Genomic DNA, 20766 nt, shown 5'->3' on the forward strand with positions numbered 1-20766 from the left:
GACGCCGGGGAGCCCCGGTGCGGGCCGTCCGGGGCCGGTGTCCGAGGCGGGCTCCAGCCCGAAGGCGGGCTGGCGGCGGCCGTCCCGGCCCGGTGTGTCGGCCGCCGCGGTCGGTACGGGTGGGCTGGGCCGCGCCGTCCCGGGGTTGAGGGGGCGGGCGCGGGGATCGGTGGGCGTCGACTCTCCCGTCCGCCGGAGCCCGTGTTCGCCGTGCGCCTGTCCGGGCCGTGTCGGCTCTCGCCGGGTGGACGAAGTCGATCTCATGGACAACAGGATCTACCGCCTCCCGGAATTCACCCTCGAAAAGATCGTCCCAGGAGCATTGCAGAGAAATCGCCAAGACGCCACCAGAGTACATTCCCGCGGAAACAATCTCCACCCCTCCGGGAAGAATGAAAGGCACCCGGAGCAGGCCGACACGAAAACCTCTGACCATCATGGGAACAGGGCATAAAACAGTCTTTTGTGTGTCATTCAACGTCATCTGACATGACCTTGCGACACGCGCACCCCGACACAACCGGTTTCTCACCGACGCGCACAGCCGCCCCCCACGGGAGCGCGGCCGGCCACCGCGACACGGCCCCGACCCAGGCCGGTACGGCGTTCCCGCACGACCGGAAAAGGGGGTTCTGACCCGTGCGAAAATTCGGGAAGCAGCAGCTCCGGCCCTCTTCTCCACGAAGGGCGTGCGCCCCGCGGAGCCACCGTACCGCGGGTGGTCCGCGGCCCGGGCGCCTTCGGGGGGCGAACGCCGACGCACGGCAGAGGCGTTCCTGACCTCGCGCTACACGCCCTTGGTGCCGCCGCGGAGCCGCGTGGCCCCCGTCACGCGAACTCGGACCTTTCGCCCCGAATTTTCGTTCGCACGATTTTTCCGGACATGGTGATATTCGAAGAGGGCGGCCCGGACCCCGCCGGAAAAACGATCCCGAACGCCCCTCCTGCTGCGCCGGATAATCAACTATGGTTTTCCCGGGAGCGGCGAGGAGATGTCATCGTGTCAGTCGTCGGCGCGAAGGACGGAACCGGGACGGCACGAGCGCACGTGTCATGGAAATGGCCGTCCGCCGGCTTTCGGGCCACCGTCGATGCCGACCCCGCTCCGCCGTACCCGAGCCGCCCACCGTGCCGTCCGCCCCACCCGGCCGGAGCCGGACCCGCCGCCCGGACGGCCGCATGCGGTGCGGTCGGCGCCTCACCCGCCCGGCCCGGCGCCACGCCCTCCCGGACGCCGGGGCACCCGACCCGACCGCGTACGCGAAGGAGAGTCCCGATGACGCACCGCATCCGAGTCCGGCACAACTTCGAGACGGCCCACCGGCTCCCCCACCTGAGCGGGAAGTGCATGAACCTGCACGGCCACTCCTGGTGGGCCGAGGTCAGCGTGAGCGCCCCCGCCCTGGGCGGGGACGGCACCGTCGTGGAGTTCGGCGCCTTCAAGAAGGCGCTGCGCGCCTTCGTCGACACCCACCTCGACCACGGGGCCATGCTCGGCGCCGGGGACCCGCTGGCCGCGGTCCTGGCGGAGCACGGCAGCAAGGTCTACCGGTTCGGGGCGGCCTCGCCCGGTGGCACCGAGCGCTACGCCCGCGACCTGCCCTACCCGACGGTCGAGGCCGTCGCCGTGATGCTGGGCCGGGTCGCACAGGACCTGCTCGACGGCGGGGACCGGGCGGCGGGCGCGCGGGTGACCGGTGTCGAGGTCACCGAGACCCACGTCAACACGGCGGCGTACCACCCCGCGGCCTCCTCCCAGGCCGGTGAGCGCTCCTTCGAGCGCGTCCTGGCCGCCGACTGACCCGCGGCGCGGCGCCGGACGCCGTGGCCGGGAGGGGGCGGCCGTCCGCACGCAGGGCGTGAAACCGACGAGGGGCGCCGGGGAGCCGGTCCGCTGGGACCGGTCCCCGACGCCCCTCCTGCTTGTGCCCACGGCCCTCACGGGCCCCGCGGCGACCCCTAGTGGGCCGGGGTGGGAGCGCCGCCCTCCGGGGCGGCGGCCTGCGAGCGCCGCACGAGGAAGGTCAGCGCGAAGGCCACGACGGAGACCGCCGCGCCGACCAGGAAGGCCGCGTGGACGCCGCCCGCCTGGGCGTTGACCTCGGTGAGGCCGTCGGTGAGCAGGCCCGCCGACGTGCCGGACATGATCGCGACGAAGATCGCCGTGCCGGCCGCGCCCGCGACCTGCTGCACGGTGCCGACCACGGCGCTGCCGTGCGAGTACAGCTCAGGCCGCAGCGAACCCAGCGCGCCGGTGAGCAGCGGGGTGAACATGAAGCCGAGGCCGACGCTGAGCGCCATGTGGGCGGCGATGACGAAGCCGACCGGCGTCTGGGCGTCGAGCAGGGTCATGCCCCACAGCACCAGGGACACCAGCGCCGAGCCCGGGATGACCAGGGGGCGCGGGCCGACGCGGTCGTAGAGGCGGCCGACCACCGGGGCGAGCAGGCCCATGACCAGACCGCCGGGCAGCAGGGCCAGGCCGGTGACGAGCGTGTCGTGGCCCAGGACGTTCTGCATGTAGACCGGCAGCAGGATGAGGGTGCCGAACAGGGCCATGAAGCTGATCAGGACCAGGCCGATCGAGACGCAGAACTGCCTGGAGCCGAACACCCGCAGGTCCAGCAGGGCGCGGTCGCGGCGCTGGAGGCGCAGCTGGCGCCACACGAACAGCACCAGCGCGACGGCGCCGACCCCGATCGAGGCGAAGGGCGGGACCACGGCGGTGGCCTCGCCCTCGCCCAGGCCGGAGAAGCCGTAGACGAGCCCGCCGAAGGCCACAGCCGACACCAGGAGCGAGAGGACGTCGATGCTGGCGGTGCGCGGCTCGGTGACGTTGCGGATGAAGAGGGCGCCCAGGACCAGGCCCAGGATCGCGATGGGCAGGACGAGGCCGAACATCCACCGCCAGTCGAGCACGCTGAGGATGAGACCCGCCAGGGTCGGGCCGACGGCGGGCGCGACCGACATGACGATGGAGATGTTGCCCATGGTGCGGCCGCGGCGGTCCGAGGGAACCATGTTCAGCACGGTGGTCATGAGCAGCGGCATCATGATCGCCGTTCCCGCCGCCTGGACCACGCGGCCCACGAGCAGGAAGCCGAAGCCGGGGGCGAGGAAGCACAGCAGCGTGCCGACGCTGAACAGGGTCATCGCGGTGATGAACACCTGGCGCACGTGGAAGCGCTGGAGCAGGAAGCCGGTAGCGGGGATCACCACGGCCATCACGAGCATGAAGGCCGAGGTCAGCCACTGTCCGGTGGAGACCGAGATGCCGAGGTCCCGGTTGAGCGCGGGCAGCGCCACGCCCATGATCGTCTCGTTCAGGATCACCACGAACGCCGAGACCAGGAGCAGGGGGATGATGAAGCGACCCGCCCGCGCGCTCTTGTCGTCCTGCGGTGGGGCCGAAGCGGTCTCGGCCGTGGATGGAGTGGGCTGCCCGGTCACAGATGTCCTCAGATTGTGGTGTTCGAAAGGGTTCGTCCGGAGGGTTCGCGGAACCTCCCCAGAGGTACCCCAACGCTCCAGACCATCCGCCCGTTCCCGGAACAGCGGTGTGTTCTGGACCATAACCGCGCCGTCGGCGCAGCAAACCCGCCGCGGGGGCCCGGTGCCGGTCCCGGGTTCGTGGCGGGTGGGGTGTGACCGGTGTTGATGTCGGATTCGACCCGACCGTAAACGGAGTGTGCCCGGAGCGGGAGCCGGGTCCGGTCCGACGCCGGGAGGAAGGGGACCGGAGCGCGCACCGGGACAGGCCGGGCGTCACGCCGACCGCGACCGGGGCGCGCGCCCCTCAGCCGCGGGTCCCCGGACACGGGTCCTCAGCCGCGGGCGGAGCCGTCCGCGGGCAGCCCCCGGCAGGCGGTGCGCGCCAGGGCGAGCGCGCAGGCGTCCTCCACGACGCCGCCGATCCAGGCCGGACGGCCCGTACCGCTCCAGTACCGCCGCCATCCCACCCCCGCCAGGGTGCCGACCGGCGCGGCCGCGGCGGCGAGGACGGTCGCCAAGACGGGTGACGCGCCCGCTCCCCGGGCCAGCAGGGCGCCGCCGGTGCCCGCGCTCACCACCCTGGCCGTCAGGCTCGGCGCGGCGGTGCGGCTGGGGATGCCGGGGAGCTTGTCCCCGGAGAACTCCCCGAGCGCGGCCAGCGCCATGAGCGCGCGCTTGCCCGTCCCCGCGGAGTGCCACAGCGGCGCGCCCCCGAGCGTGCTCCGCGACCCCGCGGCCAGCCCCAGCAGCAGTGCGCGGCCCGCGCCCGATGATGCGCCCATGGTCGGTGTCCCCTCGTTCTTCGGCCGCCGAACGCGGCCGGGTGCTATCCCGGCTATCCCGTTCGGCCCCGGCGAAACCTCGGGGGGACGGGGGCCGCGGTCGCTCGCGGCCGCCGGAACCGCCGGACCGTCCGGGCCCGCGGGGGCGACCTCGGACGACGTCCGCGCGGAGGTGCACGCCTCCTCCGAAGGGCCGTTAGGGAGCGCCGACCAGAAATGTTGACGATGTGGCGTGAGGGGTTTTGCTCCGGCGGCCTTCCGGTCCCCAGCGGTGGTTTCGGCGCGGAGGCGGCCGCGGGCCAACCGGACCGTCCCGCGGGGTCGGGCCCTGCAGGGCTAGGGTGCGGGCATGCCCCTCCCCTCCCCCGCCACCGACCCCGACGACGCCCTCCTGGAGGCGCTCGTGCGCGCGGCCTTCGGCGGCGGGGCCCGCGTGCGCGAACGCGCGGTGCTCACCGGCGGCACCTACAACTCCGTGCACCGCGTGGTCCTGGCCGACGGCCGCGGGTCGGTGCTCAAGCTCGCGCCCCCTTCCGACCGGCCCCGGCTCACCTACGAGCACGGCATCACCGCCACCGAGGCCCTGGTCCACGAGCGGACACGGCCCGTGTGCGGCCCGCTCGTGCCCGAGGTGCTGCACCTGGGCGCCGTCCCCGGGGATCCCGGCCGCGCGTACCTGTTCCTCGGCCACCTGCCCGGGGTCCCCTGGACGGGGTCCGCAGGGAGTTGGGGAGGGCCGTGGCGGCGCTGCACACCGCCACCGGCGACGGGTTCGGCTACCCGGGGCGGGACGGGCTGAGCGCGCCCACCTGGCCGGAGGCCTTCGGCGCGATGGCGGAGGCGGTGGTGGCCGGCGCCGACCGGTTCTCGGTCGCGCTGCCCGGCGGCGGCGCGCGGATCCTGCGGCTGGTCTCGGCAGCGGGATCGTCGACGCCGAGCGCGCCTTCTGGGGCGACCCGGCGGCCGAACTGGTGTCCCTGGCGCTCTTGGGCGACGTCCGCGACGACACCGCGCTCCTGGCGGGCTACCGCGAGGCCGGGGGCAGCGTCGACTTCTCCCCCGGCCTGCTGCGCAGGCTCGCGCTCTACCGGGTCTACCTGCACCTGATCATGTTCACCGAACCCACCCCGCGCGGGCACGCGCCGGACGAGGCGGCCCGGACCAGGGCGTTCCTGGCCGGGCACCTGGAGGCCGACCTGGCCCGACTGGCCGGGCCGCTGGACTGAACCCGGCGGACCGGACCGGCCCCGCCGGGGCGAGCGGCGCCCGGGTGCGGTCAGTGGGCCCCGGGCGCCTGCGGCTCCCCGAGCCCGGCCTCGCGGCGGGCGCGGCGGCCGACCCCCTCCACCGCGCGCAGGGCGTCGCGCACGTCCCGGGCCGAGGGCGTGAACGCGAGGTTGTGGATGGTCTCCTCCGGCGCGGTCGCCGCGGCCACGACCCGGTCGAGCACCTCGTCGTCGGCGTCGCCCAGCCCCGCCTCGGTCAGGGTGGTCGGCAGGCCCACGCGCGCCGTGAACCGCGCGAAGTCGTCCACCTCCGAGGCCGGGGCGCCCTCCAGCAGGAGCTGGGTGAGCGAGCCGATGTTGACCTTCTCCCCGTGGGCGAGGTGGTGCGTCTCGTCCACCGCCGTCAGCCCGTCGTGCACCGCGTGCGCGGCGGCCAGACCGCCGGACTCGAAGCCCAGGCCGGACAGCAGCGTGGTGGCCTCCACGACGGCCTCCACGTCCGGGGTCACCAGGCCGCGGTCCACCGCCTCCAGCGCGGGCAGGGAGGACTCCCACAGGATGTCCCAGGACAGGCGCGCCAGGGTCGTGCCCGCACGGGTCGGCAGCCCCTCCACCATGTTCGTGCTGTGCGCCCGCTCCACCGCGCGCGCCTCGATCCAGGTGGCGAGGGCGTCGCCGACCCCGGCGGCCAGGAACCGGGTGGGCGCCTCGGCCACGAACTGCGTGTCGACGACCACCAGCGCCGGGTTGCGGTCGTAGAAGCGGTAGGACTCGAACGCCCCGGACTCGGTGTAGACCACCGACAGCGCCGACGTGGGCGCGTCGGTCGAGGCGACCGTGGCCGCGCTGACCCAGGGAACCCCCGTGTTGTCCCCCGCGGCCTTGGCGGTGTCGATCGCGGCCCCGCCGCCCAGGCCGATGACCACGTCGTGGCCGCCGTCGCGGATCGTCCCGGAGACGCGTTCGGCCTCGGCCCTGGTCGGAACGCCGCCGAAGCGCTCGAAAACCAAGGGCAGGTCCGCCTCGCGGAAGGAGGCGGTGAGGACGTCCTCGGTCAGCCCGCGGACGACGTCGTCGACCAGGACGAGCGGGCGGGAGCCGTGGTCGGAGACGAGCGGGCCCAGCCGGGCCAGGGCGCCCCGTCCCTGGACGTAGCGTCCCGGCGAGGCGAAGACGCGCGGCCGGGTTGCGTGGGTGTGCTCTGCCATGGGGTGGAACCTCCTCCTCGGTGGATTTCCCTCCCCCTCCCGCTGGCCGCGCATCCACCTGCCCAAACGTGCTGTGGCGAGGCATGGGCCACTCTTGGGCACCAGCAGGGGCGCGGACGCGTTCCTCCCGCCCGCCGCACACGACGACGGGACCGCCCCCGAGGAGGCGGTCCCGTGATGTGTCCGGAGAGGGTCAGTGCGGCAGGCGCTCGGCCAGCCAGGCCTCCACCTCGGCGGAGGAGCGCGGCAGACCGGCCGACATGACCGTGCGGCCCTCCTCGGTGACCAGCACGTCGTCCTCGATGCGCACGCCGATGCCGCGCAGCTCCTCGGGGGCGGTCAGGTCGTCGGGCTGGAAGTACAGGCCCGGCTCGACGGTGAGCACCATACCCGGCTCCAGGTCGCCGTACAGGTGGACCTCCTGGCGCGAGACCGCGCAGTCGTGCACGTCCATGCCCAGCATGTGGCCGGTGCCGTGCAGGGTGTACCGGCGCTGCAGGCCCAGCTCCAGGACGCGCTCGACCGGGCCCTCCAGCAGGCCCCACTCGACGAGGCCCTCGGCCAGCACCCGCTGGGACGCCTCGTGGAAGGCCGTGAACGGCCTGCCCGGGGCGACGGCGGCGATACCGGCCTCCTGGGCGGCGTACACCAGGTCGTAGACGCGGCGCTGCACGTCGGTGAAGGTGCCCGACACCGGCATGGTGCGGGTGACGTCGGCGGTGTACAGCGTGGTGGTCTCCACGCCCGCGTCCAGCAGCAGCAGGTCGCCCTCGCGCACCGGGCCGTCGTTGCGGGTCCAGTGCAGGGTGGTGGCGTTGGCGCCGGAGGCCGCGATGGTGCCGTAGCCGACGTCGTTGCCCTCCACCCGGGCGCGGAGGAAGAACGTGCCCTCGATGAAGCGCTCGGAGGTGTCCTTGGCCTGCGGCAGCGCCTTGACGACGTCGCCGAAGCCGCGCACGGTGGCGTCCACGGCCAGCTGGAGCTGGGCGATCTCCCACTCGTCCTTGACCAGGCGGTGGTCGGCCAGCGTGACGGAGAGGTCCTCGTCGAGCTGGGCGTACTTGGCCCGGGCCTCCTCGTCGGCGTCGGCGCGCAGCCCGTCGACGACCGCGTCGAGGTCGGCGTCGTGGCCGCGCACGATGCGGGTGGTCGCGCCGCCCGCGCGCAGCACGCCGGACAGCGTGGTCACGTCGGCGGTGGCCACGCCCAGCAGGTCGGCGGCCTCGGAGAGGCTGTTGCGGCGGCCGGTCCACAGCTCGCCGTAGCCGCCCAGCCAGAACTCGCCGTTGTCGCGGTTGGAGCGGGGCTTGAGGTAGAGGACCACGTCGTGTCCGCCCTCGGCGCGGGGCGTGAACACCAGGCAGCCGCCGTCGGAGGTGTCGCCGGTGAGGTAGGCGTAGTCGGTGGCCGCCCGGAACGGGTACTCGGTGTCGTTGGAGCGGGTGAGCAGCTGCCCGGCCGGGACGACCAGGCGGTCGCCGGGGAAGGCCGCGCTGAGCGCGGCGCGGCGGCGGGCGGTGTGCCCGGCCTGCTCGACGGGCTCCAGGTCGCGCCGCTCGGTGTCGGCCCACCCGGTGGTCATCCACGCGGCGAGCTCGTCGGAGACCGACTGCGCCTGCCCGTTCTTGCGGGGACTGAACACGGGGGCGTTCGTCTCGTCCTGGGGGCGCTGCTGCTCGCTCACGTCGTGCGTCTCCTCGCGGGTCCGGCGTCGTGGCCGCTTGTGGCGGCCCTGGCCACCCATCGTACGGGGAGGCCCCGGGGTGCGGCCGTCGCGCGGACATACCGGAAGCCATAACGCGACCGGCCCCGTCGGAGGCCGTGGACGCCCCCCGGCGCGAACCCCTCCGGCGGCCGGGCACCGGGCGCGGGCGCCGCTCTCAGGACGAGCCCCTCCTGTGGCCGGTCGCCCGCCTCCTCACACGAGGTCGTGGGCGAAGGGGATGGCCGTGCGGTGGGGCAGCTCGTCGATGTCGGCCGGGTCGACCGGCCGGTAGCCGATCCGCGTGTAGAAGGCGACAGCCTCGGGCTGGGCGGGACCGGTGAACAGCAGGACCCGGGTGTAGCCGAGGTCGCGGGCGGCCTCCTCCAGCGCGGTCATCACCCGGCTGGCCAGTCCGAGGCGGCGGTGGCGCCCCGAGGTCCAGACGCGCTTGAACTCGGCGGTGTCGGCCATGGCCGCCCGGTCCTTCTTGTAGGGGCGCACAGCCCCTCCGGCGACGATCTCCCCGTCCAGTTCGGCCAGCACGAGGCGGCCGTGGGGAGCGGCGAACTCGGTCACCGGGTAGCGCGCGAGCTCGTCGGCCGCGCCCTCGGCGCCGTAGCGCTCGGTGTACTCCTCCAGCAGCCCGTCGAGCAGCCCCCGCACGCGCGGGTCGTCGTGGCGCACGCGCAGCATGCGGACCGCGCTGGTCCGCGGGTCCGCCGCGACGGCCTCGGTACCGGTGTGTGTCACGCGTTCCTCCCCCTGGACGGCGGGGCGTCCCGCAGCGGTGACGGCGTGCGGTGCCCGATTCCGCCGGAATACTACGCGCCGGACCAGCGGGCCCGTGACGGGGGCGGTCAGTCGGCGTTGGGCCCGTACCTGTTGTCGCGGTCCTCCGGGTCGTCGGGGTCGGCGATGCTGCCCAGGGCAGCGGCCACCGGCGGCAGGACGGCCGCCACCGCGCACATGGCCACCGCCCATCCCGCGCCGAAGAGGTAGTAGACGGGCAGCGCACCGGCGAACAGGAGCAGGCACGCTCCCATAACGAGGCTGTACTGGCGTACGCGGCGCTTCATCGCGGCCCCCTCGGTCCACGGGAACCCCTCCACGCTACCCGGGACGCTCCCCCGGCCCGGGCCACCGGTTGCGCGAAGGCGAGACCGCCCGCGGCCGGGCCACAAGCCCGTCTCAGGCCCCCGCGGCGGCCCGGTCGTCCGCGGGCGGCGGGGAGGACGTCGCGGCGGAGGCCGACGGCGCCCGGAAGAGGGTGCGGGCGCGCATGGCCCGGAACCCGTTCTCGACCTCGTACCCGGCCTCCAGCAGCCGCTGTCTGGCCTCCTCGGCGCTGCGCACGGTGGCCTCGTCGAAGAGGAGGTTGTAGTAGCGCTCGGGCACCCGGTTGAGCACCGCCCTCAGGGTCCGCAGCGACGCGGTGGCCGCCGCGTCCCCGCCGGGGGCCTCGGGCAGGATCCCGTAGGCGCGGCGCGCCCACGCGGGCAGGGTGGCGTAGGACAGCGCACCGACCGGGAACCACAGGGGCTTGAGCGGGGCCAGCCAGGACAGGCGCTCGGGCACCTTGGGCCACAGCAGGAAGCGCACCGCCTGGCGGGCCTCGGGGGTGGCGCGCAGGACGGGCCGGACCGAGGCCAGGTAGCGGCGCAGGTCGGCGACCGAACGCGGCACGTCCTCGCGCGACAGTCCCACGTAGGCGGCGGTGCGCGACTGCTCGTCGAGGTAGCGGTCCGCGTCGCGGGCGGTCAGCGCGACGCCCGCGCGCACGGCGTTCTCCAGGTAGGAGGAGACCTCCGCGCTGTGCACCCACACCAGCAGGTCGCGCTGGTCAACCCGGTGCGTGCGGCCGGTGTCCGGGTCGGTGAAGGACAGCGCGCGGTGCACCCGGCGGACGCGTTCGCCGAGCGCGTCGGCCTCGGCGGGGCTGCCGTAGGTGGTGACGGCCACGAAGTGGGCGGTGCGCAGCAGGCGGCCGGTGGGATCGGAGCGAAAGTCCGAGCGCTGCCACACCCCCTGCATGGCCACGGGGTGCAGGGCCTGGAGCATGAGGGCGCGCACGCCCGCCACCCACATCGACCGGTCCAGGTGGATCTTCCAGGTGACGCTGTCGGGGGCGGCGACGGTCGGCTGCATCCGGTCTCCTACGGGCTGCGGGGGGGAGTTCGCACCGTGACGGCTCTGCACCTCCACGATAGGTCCGGTGCTCCCCCGCCCCACGGCGGGTCCGCGGCGCGGCCGGGCGGACCCGCTCGCCCCACACGCCCGGAAGGGCGCGGGCGCGGAGCACGGCAGGCGGCGCAGACGGCCCCGTTCCCGCGCGCTCAGGCGGGGCGGCCGCGCAGGTAGGCCAGGACCGCCTGGACGCGGCGGTGCACGCCCTCGTCCTGGGGCAGGTCGAGCTTGGCCAGGATGTTGCCCACGTGCTTGCCGACGGCGGCGTCGCTGACCACCAGGTGGCGGGCGATCGCCCCGTTGGAGCGGCCCTCGGCCATCAGGGCGAGGACCTCGTGCTCGCGCGGGGTCAGGCGCTCCAGCGGGTCGGCGCGGCGGCGCAGCAGCTGGCGGACCACCTCGGGGTCCACGAAGGTCTCGCCGTCCACCACCCGGCGCAGCACGGAGGCGAACTCGCGGACGTCGCCCACCCTCTGCTTGAGCAGGTAGCCCACGCCCTGGCCGCTGCCGGAGTCGAGCAGGTCGGTGGCGTAGCTCAGCTCCACGTACTGGCTCAGCGCGACCACCGCCAGGCCCGGGCGTTCGCGGCGCAGCCGGACGGCGGCCCGCAGCCCCTCGTCGGTGAAGCCGGGCGGCATGCGGATGTCGGTGACCACGAGGCCGGGCTCGTGCTCGGCGACGGCCGACAGCAGCGCCTCGGCGTCGCCGACCGAGGCCACGACGGGGAAGCCGAAGCGCTCCAGGATTCCCGACAGCCCCTCTCTGAGCAGCACGCCGTCCTCGGCCAGGACGGTGGGCACCGGGGGCGCGTCGGGGGTCACGCCAGCGGTGTCGGGGGAACGGGTCCGCACGGAAGCTCCACTCGGATTCGGGTAGGTCCGCCCTCGGGGCTGGACAGCTCCATTGTGCCGCCCATGACGGCGACGCGGTCTGCGAGCCCGGTGAGCCCGGACCCGCGGGCGGGGTCGGCGCCGCCCGCGCCGTGGTCGGTGACCTCCACCAGCAGGGTGTCGGGCCGCCCCGGCCCGCCGGGTGCCGTGCCGGCGTGCACGGTGGCGGTGTCGGCCTCGGTGTGCTTGCAGACGTTGGTGAGGGCCTCGGCGACCACGAAGTAGGCGGTGCCCTCCACGTGCGCGGGCAGGCGTCCACCGATCCGCGTGTGCACCGTGACGGGCACGGGGCAGCGGTCGGCCAGCTCCTCCAGGGCGGCGGGCAGTCCCCGGTCGGTGAGGACCCGGGGGTGGATGCCGCGCACCAGTTCGCGCAGCTCGGTGATGAGCTCGTCGGCCTTGGCCTGCGCGGCGACCACGCGCTGGTCGGCCTCGCTGCCCTCCTCCAGGTCCAGGCGGGCCACGCCCAGGTCCATGGACAGGGCGACCAGGCGCTGCTGGGCACCGTCGTGCAGGTCGCGTTCGATGCGCCTGCGCTCGTACTCGAAGGCGTTGACCAGGCGGGCCCGGGACTCGGTGACCTGGTTGAGCTCGGCGTGCAGGGCACCCTTGGGCGGACCGACCAGCAGGGTGCGGGCCAGCACGGAGTGCAGGCACGCCAGGGCCGCCGACGCGTAGAGCAGGACGACCAGCAGCGGCGGGGCCAGGAGGGTGTAGGGAGCCGCCTCGGCGCTGGAGGTGAGCCTCACGGGGCCGAGGTCGATGACGGAGCCGGGGCTGTCGTCCAGCAGGAGCGGACCGGAGGCCAGGACGATCGCGAGCAGCAGCAGGAAACCGGTGATCATGGCGGTGACCCCCGACAGGGGGAGCATCAGCCCCGCGTAGGCCACCTCCCGCCAGGTGGCGGCCTCGGTGTAGCGGGTGCGTACCCACCCCCACAGCCCGGGGACCGGTTCGCGGTGCCCGCTCCCGCGGGGACCGCCCCCGACCAGGCCCAGGCGCCAGCGCTCCAGCGCTCCCAGGGGGATGGCGACCAGCGGGCCGAACAGGAACGTGAGCGTCAGGCACAGGGCCAGCACCAGGACGATCCCGCCGTAGTCGTCGAAGGCCCGGACCTCGCCGGTCCACGCCATGAACAGTACCGCCCAGGGGGCCAGGACGGGAGAGGCGACGAAGAACAGGACGGAGGCCACCAGGACGGTGCCGCCGCTGTAGGCGAGGCCGCGCCAGGGCCAGGGGGTGAGCAGGAAACGCCTCGTGCCGAGCGCCTGGAACAGGGCGCGCGGCGCGTTCGGGGACTCCGCGGGAGTGGTCATGACCCAAAGTTAGGCAGGCCCGGCGCGCACCGGAATCAGCTGCGCCACCGGGTCGGGGGTGGGGCTGGCCCTACCCCGGGAAGCCGGGTTCCCGGCGTGGAGGGGCCGGGGAGGAGCCGGGGAGGGGGCCCGGGCCTTCGGGGGGAGTGGCCGCGCGCCCGTCGCAGCTCAGGACGATAGGGTCGGACGACGTGAGTGCGAAACCGCTGATCCCTGATGTCCTGGCTGCCCGCTACGCGTCCGCGGAGCTGACCCGGCTGTGGTCCCCCGAGTACAAGGTGGTCGCCGAGCGGCGGCTGTGGCTGGCCGTGCTGCGCGCCCAGGCGCGTCTGGGCGTGGACGTCCCGGCCGGTGTGGTCGAGGACTACGAGAAGGTCCTGGAGCAGGTGGACCTGGCCTCCATCGCCGAGCGCGAGCGGGTCACCCGCCACGACGTCAAGGCCCGCATCGAGGAGTTCAACGCCCTCGCCGGGCACGAGCACGTCCACAAGGGCATGACCTCGCGCGACCTGACCGAGAACGTCGAGCAGCTCCAGGTGCGCGACAGCCTGCTGCTGGCGCGCGACCGGGTGGTGGCGCTGCTTGCCCGGCTGGGGAGGCTGTCGGCCGAGTACGGCGAGACGGTGATGGCGGGCCGCTCCCACAACGTGGCGGCGCAGGCCACCACGCTCGGCAAGCGGTTCGCGTCGATCGCGGACGAGGTGCTGGTCGCCCACGGGCGGCTGGAGGAGCTGATCTCCCGCTACCCGCTGCGCGGGATCAAGGGCCCGGTGGGCACCGCGCAGGACATGCTGGACCTGCTGGGCGGGGACCGCGCCGCGCTGAGCGCGCTGGAGGACGAGGTGGCCTCCCACCTCGGGTTCGAGCGGCGCTTCACCAGCGTGGGCCAGGTCTACCCGCGCTCGTTGGACTTCGAGGTGCTGACCGCGCTGGTGCAGCTGGCCGCCGGTCCCTCGTCGCTGGCCAAGACGATCCGCCTGATGGCCGGGCACGAGCTGGTCACCGAGGGGTTCGCCGAGGGCCAGGTGGGCTCCTCGGCCATGCCGCACAAGATGAACACGCGCTCGTGCGAGCGGGTCAACGGGCTGACCGTGATCCTGCGCGGGTACGCGTCCATGGCCGGTGAGCTGGCCGGGGACCAGTGGAACGAGGGCGACGTGTCCTGCTCGGTGGTGCGCCGGGTGGCCCTGCCGGACGCGTTCTTCGCCTTCGACGGGCTGGTGGAGACGATGCTGACGGTGCTGGACGAGTTCGGCGCCTTCCCCGCGGTGGTCTCCGCCGAGCTCGACCGCTACCTGCCGTTCCTGGCCACGACCAAGATGCTCATGGCCGCGGTGCGCGCCGGGGTGGGCCGCGAGACCGCCCACGAGCTGATCAAGGAGCACGCGGTGGGCTCGGCCCTGGCCATGCGCCAGGAGGGCGCGGGCAACCGGCTGCTGGACCGCCTGGCCGAGGACGGGCGCTTCCCGCTCGGCCGCGAGGAGCTGGACGGACTGCTGGCCGACCGGATCACCTTCACCGGTGCCGCCGCCGACCAGGTGGCCGCCGTGGTGGAGCGGATCGACGCGATCGTGGCCGCGCACCCGGAGGCGGCCGCCTACTCCCCGGGTTCGATCCTGTAGGGCCCGGGGCTCGCCCGGCGAGGGGCCCGGGACGGCGTCACCGTCCCGGGCCCCTCGCCGTGTGCGGCGTGCGGACGTGCGGTGACGCGTGTATGACCCAGCTCACTACCGCTAACAGTCGGTCCGAAAGTTAACGCCTATTACGGTTGTGCTGTCGGCACGTCCAACCCCCGAGCCCCTCGGAGCACCCATGATCGACCCCGATTCCTTCGGTACCGCGCTGTGGACCGTGCTGATCGTCGCAGGCGTCGTCATCGCCTTCGGTCTGGCCGCCCTGGCGGACATGGCCATGCGCCGCCGCGAGGACCGCGCCGCGCGCGCCGCCCGGAGCGCGAACCCCGCGGCGGCGCGCGCGGACGGGCGGGAGCGGGTGAACGGGAGCGGACCCGCCGGCGGCGGGGGCTCCCGCGCCTGAGACCGGCGCCGCCCGCCCCGGCCCCCGGCCCCCGGCGGGCGTCCTCCGCCCAGCCCGGAAACGCGGCTCACGCCACCAGGCGGGCGAACAGCTCCGGGTCGGCGTTGCCCCCCGAGACGACCGCGACCGTCTCCTGCGGGCGTCCGGGCGCGGTGGGCACCCGGCCCGCCAGGACCGCGGCCGCGGCCAGGGCCCCGCTGGGCTCGGCGACCAGACGCGCCCCGTGGGCGAGTGCGGCGACGGCGCGGGCGATCTCCTCCTCGGTCACGGTGACGACCTCGTCCAGGCGGGCGCGCAGGTGGGCGAAGGTCAGCTCGGACAGGCACACGCGCACCCCGTCGGCCATGGTGCGGTGGGTGCGCTCGGGCGGCCAGGCGACCAGACTCCCGGTGCGCAGGCTCTCGGCGGCGTCGGCGGCCAGTTCGGGCTCCACCCCCACGACGCGGACGCGGCGCGGGCCCGCGGCGGCCAGCGCGGCGGTGGCCACCCCCGAGGCGAGCCCGCCTCCGCCCACGGGCACGACGACGGTCGCGACCCCGGGCGACTGCTCCAGGATCTCCAGGCCGACCGTGCCCTGGCCCGCGATGACGCGCGGGTCGTCGAAGGGCGGGACGAGGGTGAGCCCCTCCTCGTCCCGGAGCCGCCGCGCGGTGGCCTCCCGCTCCCGGGGGGCCACCACGACGATGCGGGCGCCCAGGGCGCGCATGCGGTCGACCTTCACCCCGGGCGCGCCCTCGGGGACGACGACGGTGCAGGGCGCCCCCTGCCGGGCGGCGGCGTAAGCGAGCGCCTGGCCGTGGTTGCCCGAGGAGTGGGTCACCACACCGCTGCGGCGCCGGGCGGGGTCGAGCAGGGCGACGGCGTTGGTGGCACCGCGCAGCTTGAAGGCACCGGTGGGCTGGAGGCTCTCGGGTTTGAGCAGGAACGGCGGCCCTCCGGCGGGGCCCGCCGTCAGCGGGGTGCGCACCACCTCCCCGCGCAGGCGCTCCTGAGCGGCGCGGACGTCCTCCACCGTGATCAGTTCCATGCGTTCCCTGTTCCCGGTCCCGGACCGGCCACGCGTGCGGACCGGCGGCCCGCGGGGCCGCGGCCGTCGGCCGGGAGGGGAGCGGGTCTCGCGGAAGGAACGCGCGTGCACTACCGTGGCCGGTTGACTGTCAGCACAAGTCCATATCGTCGACGTCGCAGTGCACGGGAAGCCGGTGGAAGTCCGGCGCGGTCCTCGCCACTGTGACCGGAGGGCGCCTCCCGCACGCCACTGGGCCGGACACGGCCCGGGAAGGGTGGGGGCGCGGGGCAGAAGCCCGACTCCGGGAGCCAGGAGACCGGCTGCGACCGTCCGCGTCATCAGACCACGAAGGATGGTTTGTTCGTGAAGCCCACCGGGGCACGCGCGGTCCGGTACCGCCTGCCCGTCTGCGCCGCCCTCGCCCTGCTCCTGGCCGCGACCGCCTGCGGCGGCGCCGCCGCCCCCTCCCCCGAGGCCGCCGGGGAGACGATCCGCAACTGCGGCGTCGACGTGGCCGCGGACAGCCCGCCGGAACGGGTGTTCGCCGCCTACCAGCCCGCTATCGAGACCGCCCACGCGCTGGGCCTCAGCGACCGCCTGGTGGGGACGGCGTTCCTGGACGCCGCCGTCCTGGAGGAGTACGCCGACGCCCAGGCCGGACAGGAGTACTACCCCAACCTGCCCAGCCGCGAGGAGCTGCTCAACCACAGGCCCGACTTCGTGCTCGCCGGGTTCAACGACGTGTTCACCGACGAGAACCTCGGCACGCGGGCCTCCCTGCGCGAACTGGGCGTCGGCAGCTGGATCCCGGCGCCGCTGTGCCCGAGCGGGGACGGCCGCACCGACGCGACCATCGACCCGGCCTCGGTGACGATGGACAGCGTCTACGCCGACCTGCGGGACCTGGGCGCGCTGTTCGACGCGCGCGAGCGCGCCGAGGAGGTCGTCGCGGACATGGAGGGCACGATAGGCGGGGTCGCCCGGGCCCTGGAGGGCCGCGTGCCTGAGGAGGACCGGCCCACGGTGATGGTCGGCCGCCCCAGCGACCAGGGGTTCCGGGTGGCGGGCGGGCAGGACTTCTCCACCGAGATCATCCGGCTGGCCGGCGGCGTCAACGCCTTCGCCGACCTGGACGGCGGGCGCAACCACGACGTGGCGGTCGAGGACGTGATCGCGCGCGACCCCGACTTCATCCTGGTCGACGTGTGCTGCGACGCCCGGATGACCGCCGCCGACGCCGCCCCGGACGTGGAACGGATCACGGCCGACCCCGTGCTGGCCAACCTGACCGCGGTCACCGAGGGGCAGGTGGAGGAGTTCACCTTCGCCGACCGCTCCGCGGGTGTGCGCAGCGCGGCCGCAGTGGAGACGGTCGCCCGGATCCTGCACCCCGGCCTGTTCGGGTAGGCGGGCCGATGGCCCCCCATACGGCCGGGAGGCCCGTGACGACCGTGCCCTCGGGGGTCCGGCGCCGGCTGCGGGCCGCCGCCGACGGTTCCGGGGTACTCGTCGGCGCCCGCGCCCGCGCGGCCGGGCTGGCGGTGGCCCTGCTGGTCCTGGCCGCGACCCTGCTGGTGTCGGTCCTGGTCGGCTACGAGCGGCTGTCGGTGTCCGACGTGTACCTCGCCTACGCCGGTTTCACCGGTTCGGACACAGACCTGGTCGTGCGGCACCTGCGTGTGCCGCGCACCCTGGCCGGGCTGGCGGTCGGCGCTGCCCTGGGCGTGTCCGGGGTCCTGGCGCAGGGGGTGACCCGCAACCCCCTCGGCGACCCCGGCGTGCTCGGCGTCAACGCGGGCGCCTCCCTGGCCGCGGTCCTGGCGATCAGCGTGTTCGGTGCGTCCTCGCTGCTGGGCTACGTCGGCTTCGCCTTCGCGGGCGCCGCGGCGGCCGTCTGCGCGGTCTACGCCGTCGGGTCGCTGGGCCGGGAGGGCGGCGGTCCGGTCAGGCTCACGCTCGCCGGAGCCGCGGTCTCGGCCCTGCTGGGCTCGCTGACCTCGGCGCTCGTCCTGCGCGACCGCGCGAGCCTGGAGGAGTACCGGTTCTGGGTGGTGGGCTCGCTGGCGGGCGCCGACGGCGCGGCGCTGCTCCAGGCGCTGCCGTTCCTGGCCGCGGGGCTGGTGGCGGCGGTGGCGGCGGCCCGGTCCCTGAACGCGGTGGCGCTCGGCGACGAACTGGCCCGTTCCCTGGGGACACGGCTGTGGCTGGTGCGCGGGGCGAGCGCTCTGGCGGTGGTGCTCCTGGCCGGGACGGCGACGGCCGTGGCGGGTCCGATCGGCTTCGTCGGAGTCGCCGTGCCGCACGTCGTGCGGGCCCTGGTCGGCCCCGACCACCGCTGGGTGCTGCCCTGGTCGGCGGTGCTGGCGCCCGTCCTGCTGTTGGCGGCCGACGTCGCGGGCCGTGTGGTGGCGCGTCCCGAGGAGTTGCAGGTCGGCGTCCTGACCGCTCTCATCGGTGCGCCGTTCTTCGTCCTCCTGGTGCGCGGGCGAAGGGTGGCGGGGCTGTGACGGCGCGTTCCGGGGTCCTGGGCCCCCGGACGGGGGTGGCCCGGCTGGGCGGGCTGTCGGTGCGGGTGTACTGGCCCTCGGTGCTGCTCGGCGGCCTGCTCACAGCCCTGGCCGCGGCGGTGGCCCTGGTCTCACTGACCTTGGGGGACTTCGAGCTGGCCGTGGGCGAGGTGGTGGACGCGCTCACCGGCCGTGCCGGTGTGATGGTCACCCACGTGGTGGTGGAGATGCGGCTGCCGCGTGTGCTCACCGCGCTGGGCGTGGGCGCGGCGCTGGCGCTCTCGGGGGCGCTGCTGCAACGGCTGGCGCGCAATCCGCTGGTCAGCCCGGACGTCATCGGGGTCAGCGCGGGCGCGACGACCGGGGCGGTGCTCGCCATCGTGGTCTTCGGCGGCACGGCGGCGGCGATCGCGGCCAGCGCGCTGGCGGGGTCCGTGGCCACCGCGTTCCTGCTGTACCTGCTCGCCCATCGGCGCGGTGTCAGCGGGCAGCGGCTGGTCCTGGTGGGGATCGCGGTCACCGCGGTGCTGGGCGCGGTGACGTCGTACCTGCTGACCCGCACGGAACTCACCACGGCGCAGCGCGCCGTGCTCTGGCTCACCGGCAGCCTGGCGAACCGGGGCTGGCCGCACGTGGTGACGGTGGCGGTGGCGCTGGCCGTCCTGGCGCCGACCGCGTTCGTGCTGGCACGTCAGCTGTCCCTGCTCCAGCTCGGCGAGGACGCGGCGACCGCCCTGGGCGGCCGGGTGCGGCCCGCCCGGGGCGCCCTGCTGTTCACCTCCGCCGCGCTCGCGGCCGCGGCCACCGCCGTCGCCGGTCCCGTCGCGTTCGTCGCTCTGGTGGCCCCGCAGATCGTGCGGCGTCTGCTGGGCGGACGCGCTCTGGGGCTGCTGCCCTGCGCCGCCTGCGGAGCGCTCCTGGCGGCCGGTGCGGACCTGGTCGCGCGCACCGCCTTCGGGGGGAGCGAACTGCCGGTCGGGGTGGTCACCGGGGTGCTGGGCGCCCCCTTCCTGCTGTACCTGCTGGCGCGCGGCGAAGGGGCGGGGCGGGGCCGGTGAGCGCCCGGGGGGCCGCCCCGGCGGGTCGCCGGGGCGCCCTCCCGGTCAGGCGGCCCGCGGGGCCGGGGCCCCGCGGCCCCCCATCGCGAAGTGGCGCGAACCGGGGGCGAGCGCCGCGGCCCCCGGGGCCAGGAAGCACAGGGCGGCGCACACGACCAGGACCGCCTCCGTGCCGAAGGCCTGGGTCGCCGGGGCGATGAGCGCGAGCCCGACCGGGGCCAGGCCGTAGGAGAACAGGAAGTCCAGCGAGGAGACGCGGGCGAGCTTGTCGGGCGCGACCTCGCGCTGGGCGGCGGTGAACCACGGGACGTTGAACAGCTCGATCCCGACCCCCGCCAGGGCGTAGGCGGCGAACACCGCCCACGGGCCCACGGGCAGGAGCAGGCTCAGCGGCGCGAGGCCGTACAGGGCCAGGCCCGCCAGCGCCACCCACCCCTGGGAGGAGGGGCGCCAGCGCCCGATCAGCAGCGCCCCGGCCAGCGCGCCGCCGGTGTAGGCGGTCAGCGCGCCCGCCAGCACCGCCTCGGTGCCGTAGGTGTCGCGGCTGACCACGGGGAGCAGCACGCCCGTGGCGGAGTAGCCGGTGGCGATCACCGCCGTCAGGGCGCCCAGCCCCGCGAGGAACCACGTGTGGCGCCGGGCCTCGCGCAGCCCGTCGCGGAAGTCGGCGACCAGGGAGGGGCCGCGCGGGGGCGCCGTCCCCGGGGCGGGGGCGCCCCGTCCCCCGGGCGGGGCCAGGGCGGCGACCGCCCAGAGCGCGGCGGTGACCAGGAGCAGGGCGTGCACGCCCAGGACCGTGGAGAGCAGCGCCGTCGCCCCCGGGGCGACCAGGGTGGTGACCCGCACGGAGATGGTGAGCGCCGCGTTGGCGCGCTGGCGGCGCGGCTCGTCCACGACCTCGGCGGTCAGCGCCTGGAAGGCGGGTCTACAGGCTCCCTGTCCTGCGCCCACGGCCGCCGCGGCCACGGCCGCGAGCGCCAGGGCGCCGGTCGCCACGCCCGCGGCGACCAGCGGAGTGGCCGCCGCCGCGAGGACCCCGGCCCACAGCACCACCGCGCGGCGGGAGAGCCGGTCGGCCAGCAGGCCGCCGAGCGGCAGGGCCAGGAGGAACCCGCCGGTGCGGGTGGCCAGGAGCAGGCCGAGCCCCATGGCGGTGAGCGTTCCGTCCAGGACGGCCAGGCCGAGGATGAACGGCATGGCCCACGTGGCCAGACCCGAGGCGGTGCTCCCCGACCACAGGCGCAGGAAGGCGGGGTCGAGGAGCACGTGCGCGCGCGGTGGGGCCGTGGGCACGGCGCCGGTCTGCTGGGTGTGGGCCACGTCTTTCCACGTCCTCTCCGCGGGTGGTCACC

The 20766-nt window shown here is 75.1% G+C and carries 19 protein-coding genes and 1 riboswitch; of the genes, 8 read left to right on the forward strand and 11 right to left on the reverse strand.

The window, feature by feature from the left end; translation table 11 throughout:
• Positions 1-1276 precede the first annotated feature (1276 nt).
• The gene (locus PV789_RS16570) at positions 1277-1801 is read left to right on the forward strand and encodes a 6-pyruvoyl trahydropterin synthase family protein (RefSeq protein WP_274973471.1); all 525 of its coding nucleotides are present in this window, start codon (positions 1277-1279) and stop codon (positions 1799-1801) included.
• A 158-nt stretch (positions 1802-1959) separates the two neighbouring features.
• On the opposite strand, the gene PV789_RS16575 is transcribed toward PV789_RS16570, so the two are convergent.
• Together PV789_RS16575 and PV789_RS16580 are read right to left on the reverse strand one after the other, a co-directional pair.
• The gene (locus tag PV789_RS16575) at positions 1960-3450 is read right to left on the reverse strand and encodes an MDR family MFS transporter (RefSeq protein WP_274973472.1); all 1491 of its coding nucleotides are present in this window, start codon (positions 3448-3450) and stop codon (positions 1960-1962) included.
• 374 nt (positions 3451-3824) lie between these two features.
• Positions 3825-4274: a hypothetical protein gene (locus tag PV789_RS16580; protein ID WP_274973473.1), complete on the reverse strand. Its 450-nt coding sequence runs from the start codon at positions 4272-4274 to the stop codon at positions 3825-3827.
• 349 nt (positions 4275-4623) lie between these two features.
• On the opposite strand from PV789_RS16580, the gene PV789_RS16585 reads away from it, so the two are divergent.
• Both PV789_RS16585 and PV789_RS16590 read left to right on the forward strand, forming a co-directional pair.
• A complete protein-coding gene (locus tag PV789_RS16585; RefSeq protein ID WP_274973474.1) occupies positions 4624-5073 on the forward strand; it encodes a phosphotransferase family protein in 450 nt (149 codons plus the stop codon).
• A 172-nt stretch (positions 5074-5245) separates the two neighbouring features.
• Complete coding sequence (locus PV789_RS16590) at positions 5246-5500, forward strand: hypothetical protein (RefSeq protein ID WP_274973475.1); 255 nt, start codon at positions 5246-5248, stop codon at positions 5498-5500.
• A gap of 50 nt (positions 5501-5550) precedes the next feature.
• Here PV789_RS16590 and PV789_RS16595 read toward each other — a convergent pair whose 3' ends face one another.
• The 7 genes from PV789_RS16595 to PV789_RS16625 form a co-directional block, all read right to left on the reverse strand.
• The gene (locus tag PV789_RS16595) at positions 5551-6708 is read right to left on the reverse strand and encodes a glycerol dehydrogenase (protein ID WP_274973476.1); all 1158 of its coding nucleotides are present in this window, start codon (positions 6706-6708) and stop codon (positions 5551-5553) included.
• Positions 6709-6901: 193 nt separating this feature from the next.
• Positions 6902-8392, reverse strand: coding sequence for an aminopeptidase P family protein (locus tag PV789_RS16600; protein WP_274973477.1), 1491 nt, complete (start codon positions 8390-8392; stop codon positions 6902-6904).
• A 234-nt stretch (positions 8393-8626) separates the two neighbouring features.
• Positions 8627-9163: a GNAT family N-acetyltransferase gene (locus PV789_RS16605; RefSeq protein ID WP_274973478.1), complete on the reverse strand. Its 537-nt coding sequence runs from the start codon at positions 9161-9163 to the stop codon at positions 8627-8629.
• 107 nt (positions 9164-9270) lie between these two features.
• Positions 9271-9489 carry a hypothetical protein gene (locus tag PV789_RS16610; protein ID WP_248770783.1) on the reverse strand — a complete coding sequence of 73 codons (219 nt, stop codon included), beginning with the start codon at positions 9487-9489 and terminating at the stop codon, positions 9271-9273.
• A 112-nt stretch (positions 9490-9601) separates the two neighbouring features.
• Positions 9602-10558, reverse strand: a complete 957-nt coding sequence (locus PV789_RS16615; protein ID WP_274973479.1) for an oxygenase MpaB family protein — start codon at positions 10556-10558, stop codon at positions 9602-9604.
• A gap of 188 nt (positions 10559-10746) precedes the next feature.
• The gene (locus tag PV789_RS16620) at positions 10747-11448 is read right to left on the reverse strand and encodes a response regulator (protein WP_274973480.1); all 702 of its coding nucleotides are present in this window, start codon (positions 11446-11448) and stop codon (positions 10747-10749) included.
• A complete protein-coding gene (locus tag PV789_RS16625) occupies positions 11415-12803 on the reverse strand; it encodes a sensor histidine kinase (RefSeq protein WP_274973481.1) in 1389 nt (462 codons plus the stop codon). The genes PV789_RS16620 and PV789_RS16625 overlap by 34 nt, the downstream gene beginning before the upstream one ends.
• Positions 12804-12994: 191 nt before the next feature.
• Here PV789_RS16625 and purB point away from each other — a divergent pair, with 191 nt between their 5' ends.
• The gene (purB, locus tag PV789_RS16630) at positions 12995-14425 is read left to right on the forward strand and encodes an adenylosuccinate lyase (RefSeq protein ID WP_274973482.1); all 1431 of its coding nucleotides are present in this window, start codon (positions 12995-12997) and stop codon (positions 14423-14425) included.
• Between the two features lie 190 nt (positions 14426-14615).
• On the forward strand, positions 14616-14840 hold the full coding sequence (locus PV789_RS16635; RefSeq protein WP_274973483.1) for a histidine kinase: 225 nt from the start codon (positions 14616-14618) through the stop codon (positions 14838-14840).
• A 67-nt stretch (positions 14841-14907) separates the two neighbouring features.
• Here PV789_RS16635 and PV789_RS16640 read toward each other — a convergent pair whose 3' ends face one another.
• Positions 14908-15867 (reverse strand): threonine ammonia-lyase, encoded by a 960-nt coding sequence (locus PV789_RS16640; protein WP_274973484.1) that lies wholly within the window; start codon positions 15865-15867, stop codon positions 14908-14910.
• Between the two features lie 141 nt (positions 15868-16008).
• Positions 16009-16188, forward strand: a riboswitch (cobalamin riboswitch).
• A gap of 24 nt (positions 16189-16212) precedes the next feature.
• Here PV789_RS16640 and PV789_RS16645 point away from each other — a divergent pair.
• Genes PV789_RS16645 through PV789_RS16655 form a run of 3 tightly spaced genes read left to right on the forward strand, consistent with a single transcriptional unit; the run spans position 16213 to position 19414 of the window.
• Positions 16213-17256 carry an ABC transporter substrate-binding protein gene (locus PV789_RS16645; RefSeq protein WP_274973485.1) on the forward strand — a complete coding sequence of 348 codons (1044 nt, stop codon included), beginning with the start codon at positions 16213-16215 and terminating at the stop codon, positions 17254-17256.
• Positions 17257-17264: 8 nt separating this feature from the next.
• Positions 17265-18356: a FecCD family ABC transporter permease gene (locus PV789_RS16650; protein ID WP_498047480.1), complete on the forward strand. Its 1092-nt coding sequence runs from the start codon at positions 17265-17267 to the stop codon at positions 18354-18356.
• Positions 18353-19414 (forward strand): FecCD family ABC transporter permease, encoded by a 1062-nt coding sequence (locus tag PV789_RS16655; protein WP_274973487.1) that lies wholly within the window; start codon positions 18353-18355, stop codon positions 19412-19414. Before PV789_RS16650 ends, PV789_RS16655 begins: the two co-directional genes overlap by 4 nt.
• A gap of 45 nt (positions 19415-19459) precedes the next feature.
• Here the strand turns inward: PV789_RS16655 and PV789_RS16660 are convergent, their stop codons facing one another.
• The gene (locus PV789_RS16660) at positions 19460-20734 is read right to left on the reverse strand and encodes an MFS transporter (protein WP_274973488.1); all 1275 of its coding nucleotides are present in this window, start codon (positions 20732-20734) and stop codon (positions 19460-19462) included.
• Positions 20735-20766 lie beyond the last annotated feature (32 nt).

Origin of the sequence: Nocardiopsis camelliae (genome assembly GCF_028993595.1) — a bacterium.
Classification (GTDB): Bacteria; Actinomycetota; Actinomycetes; order Streptosporangiales; family Streptosporangiaceae; genus Nocardiopsis; species Nocardiopsis dassonvillei.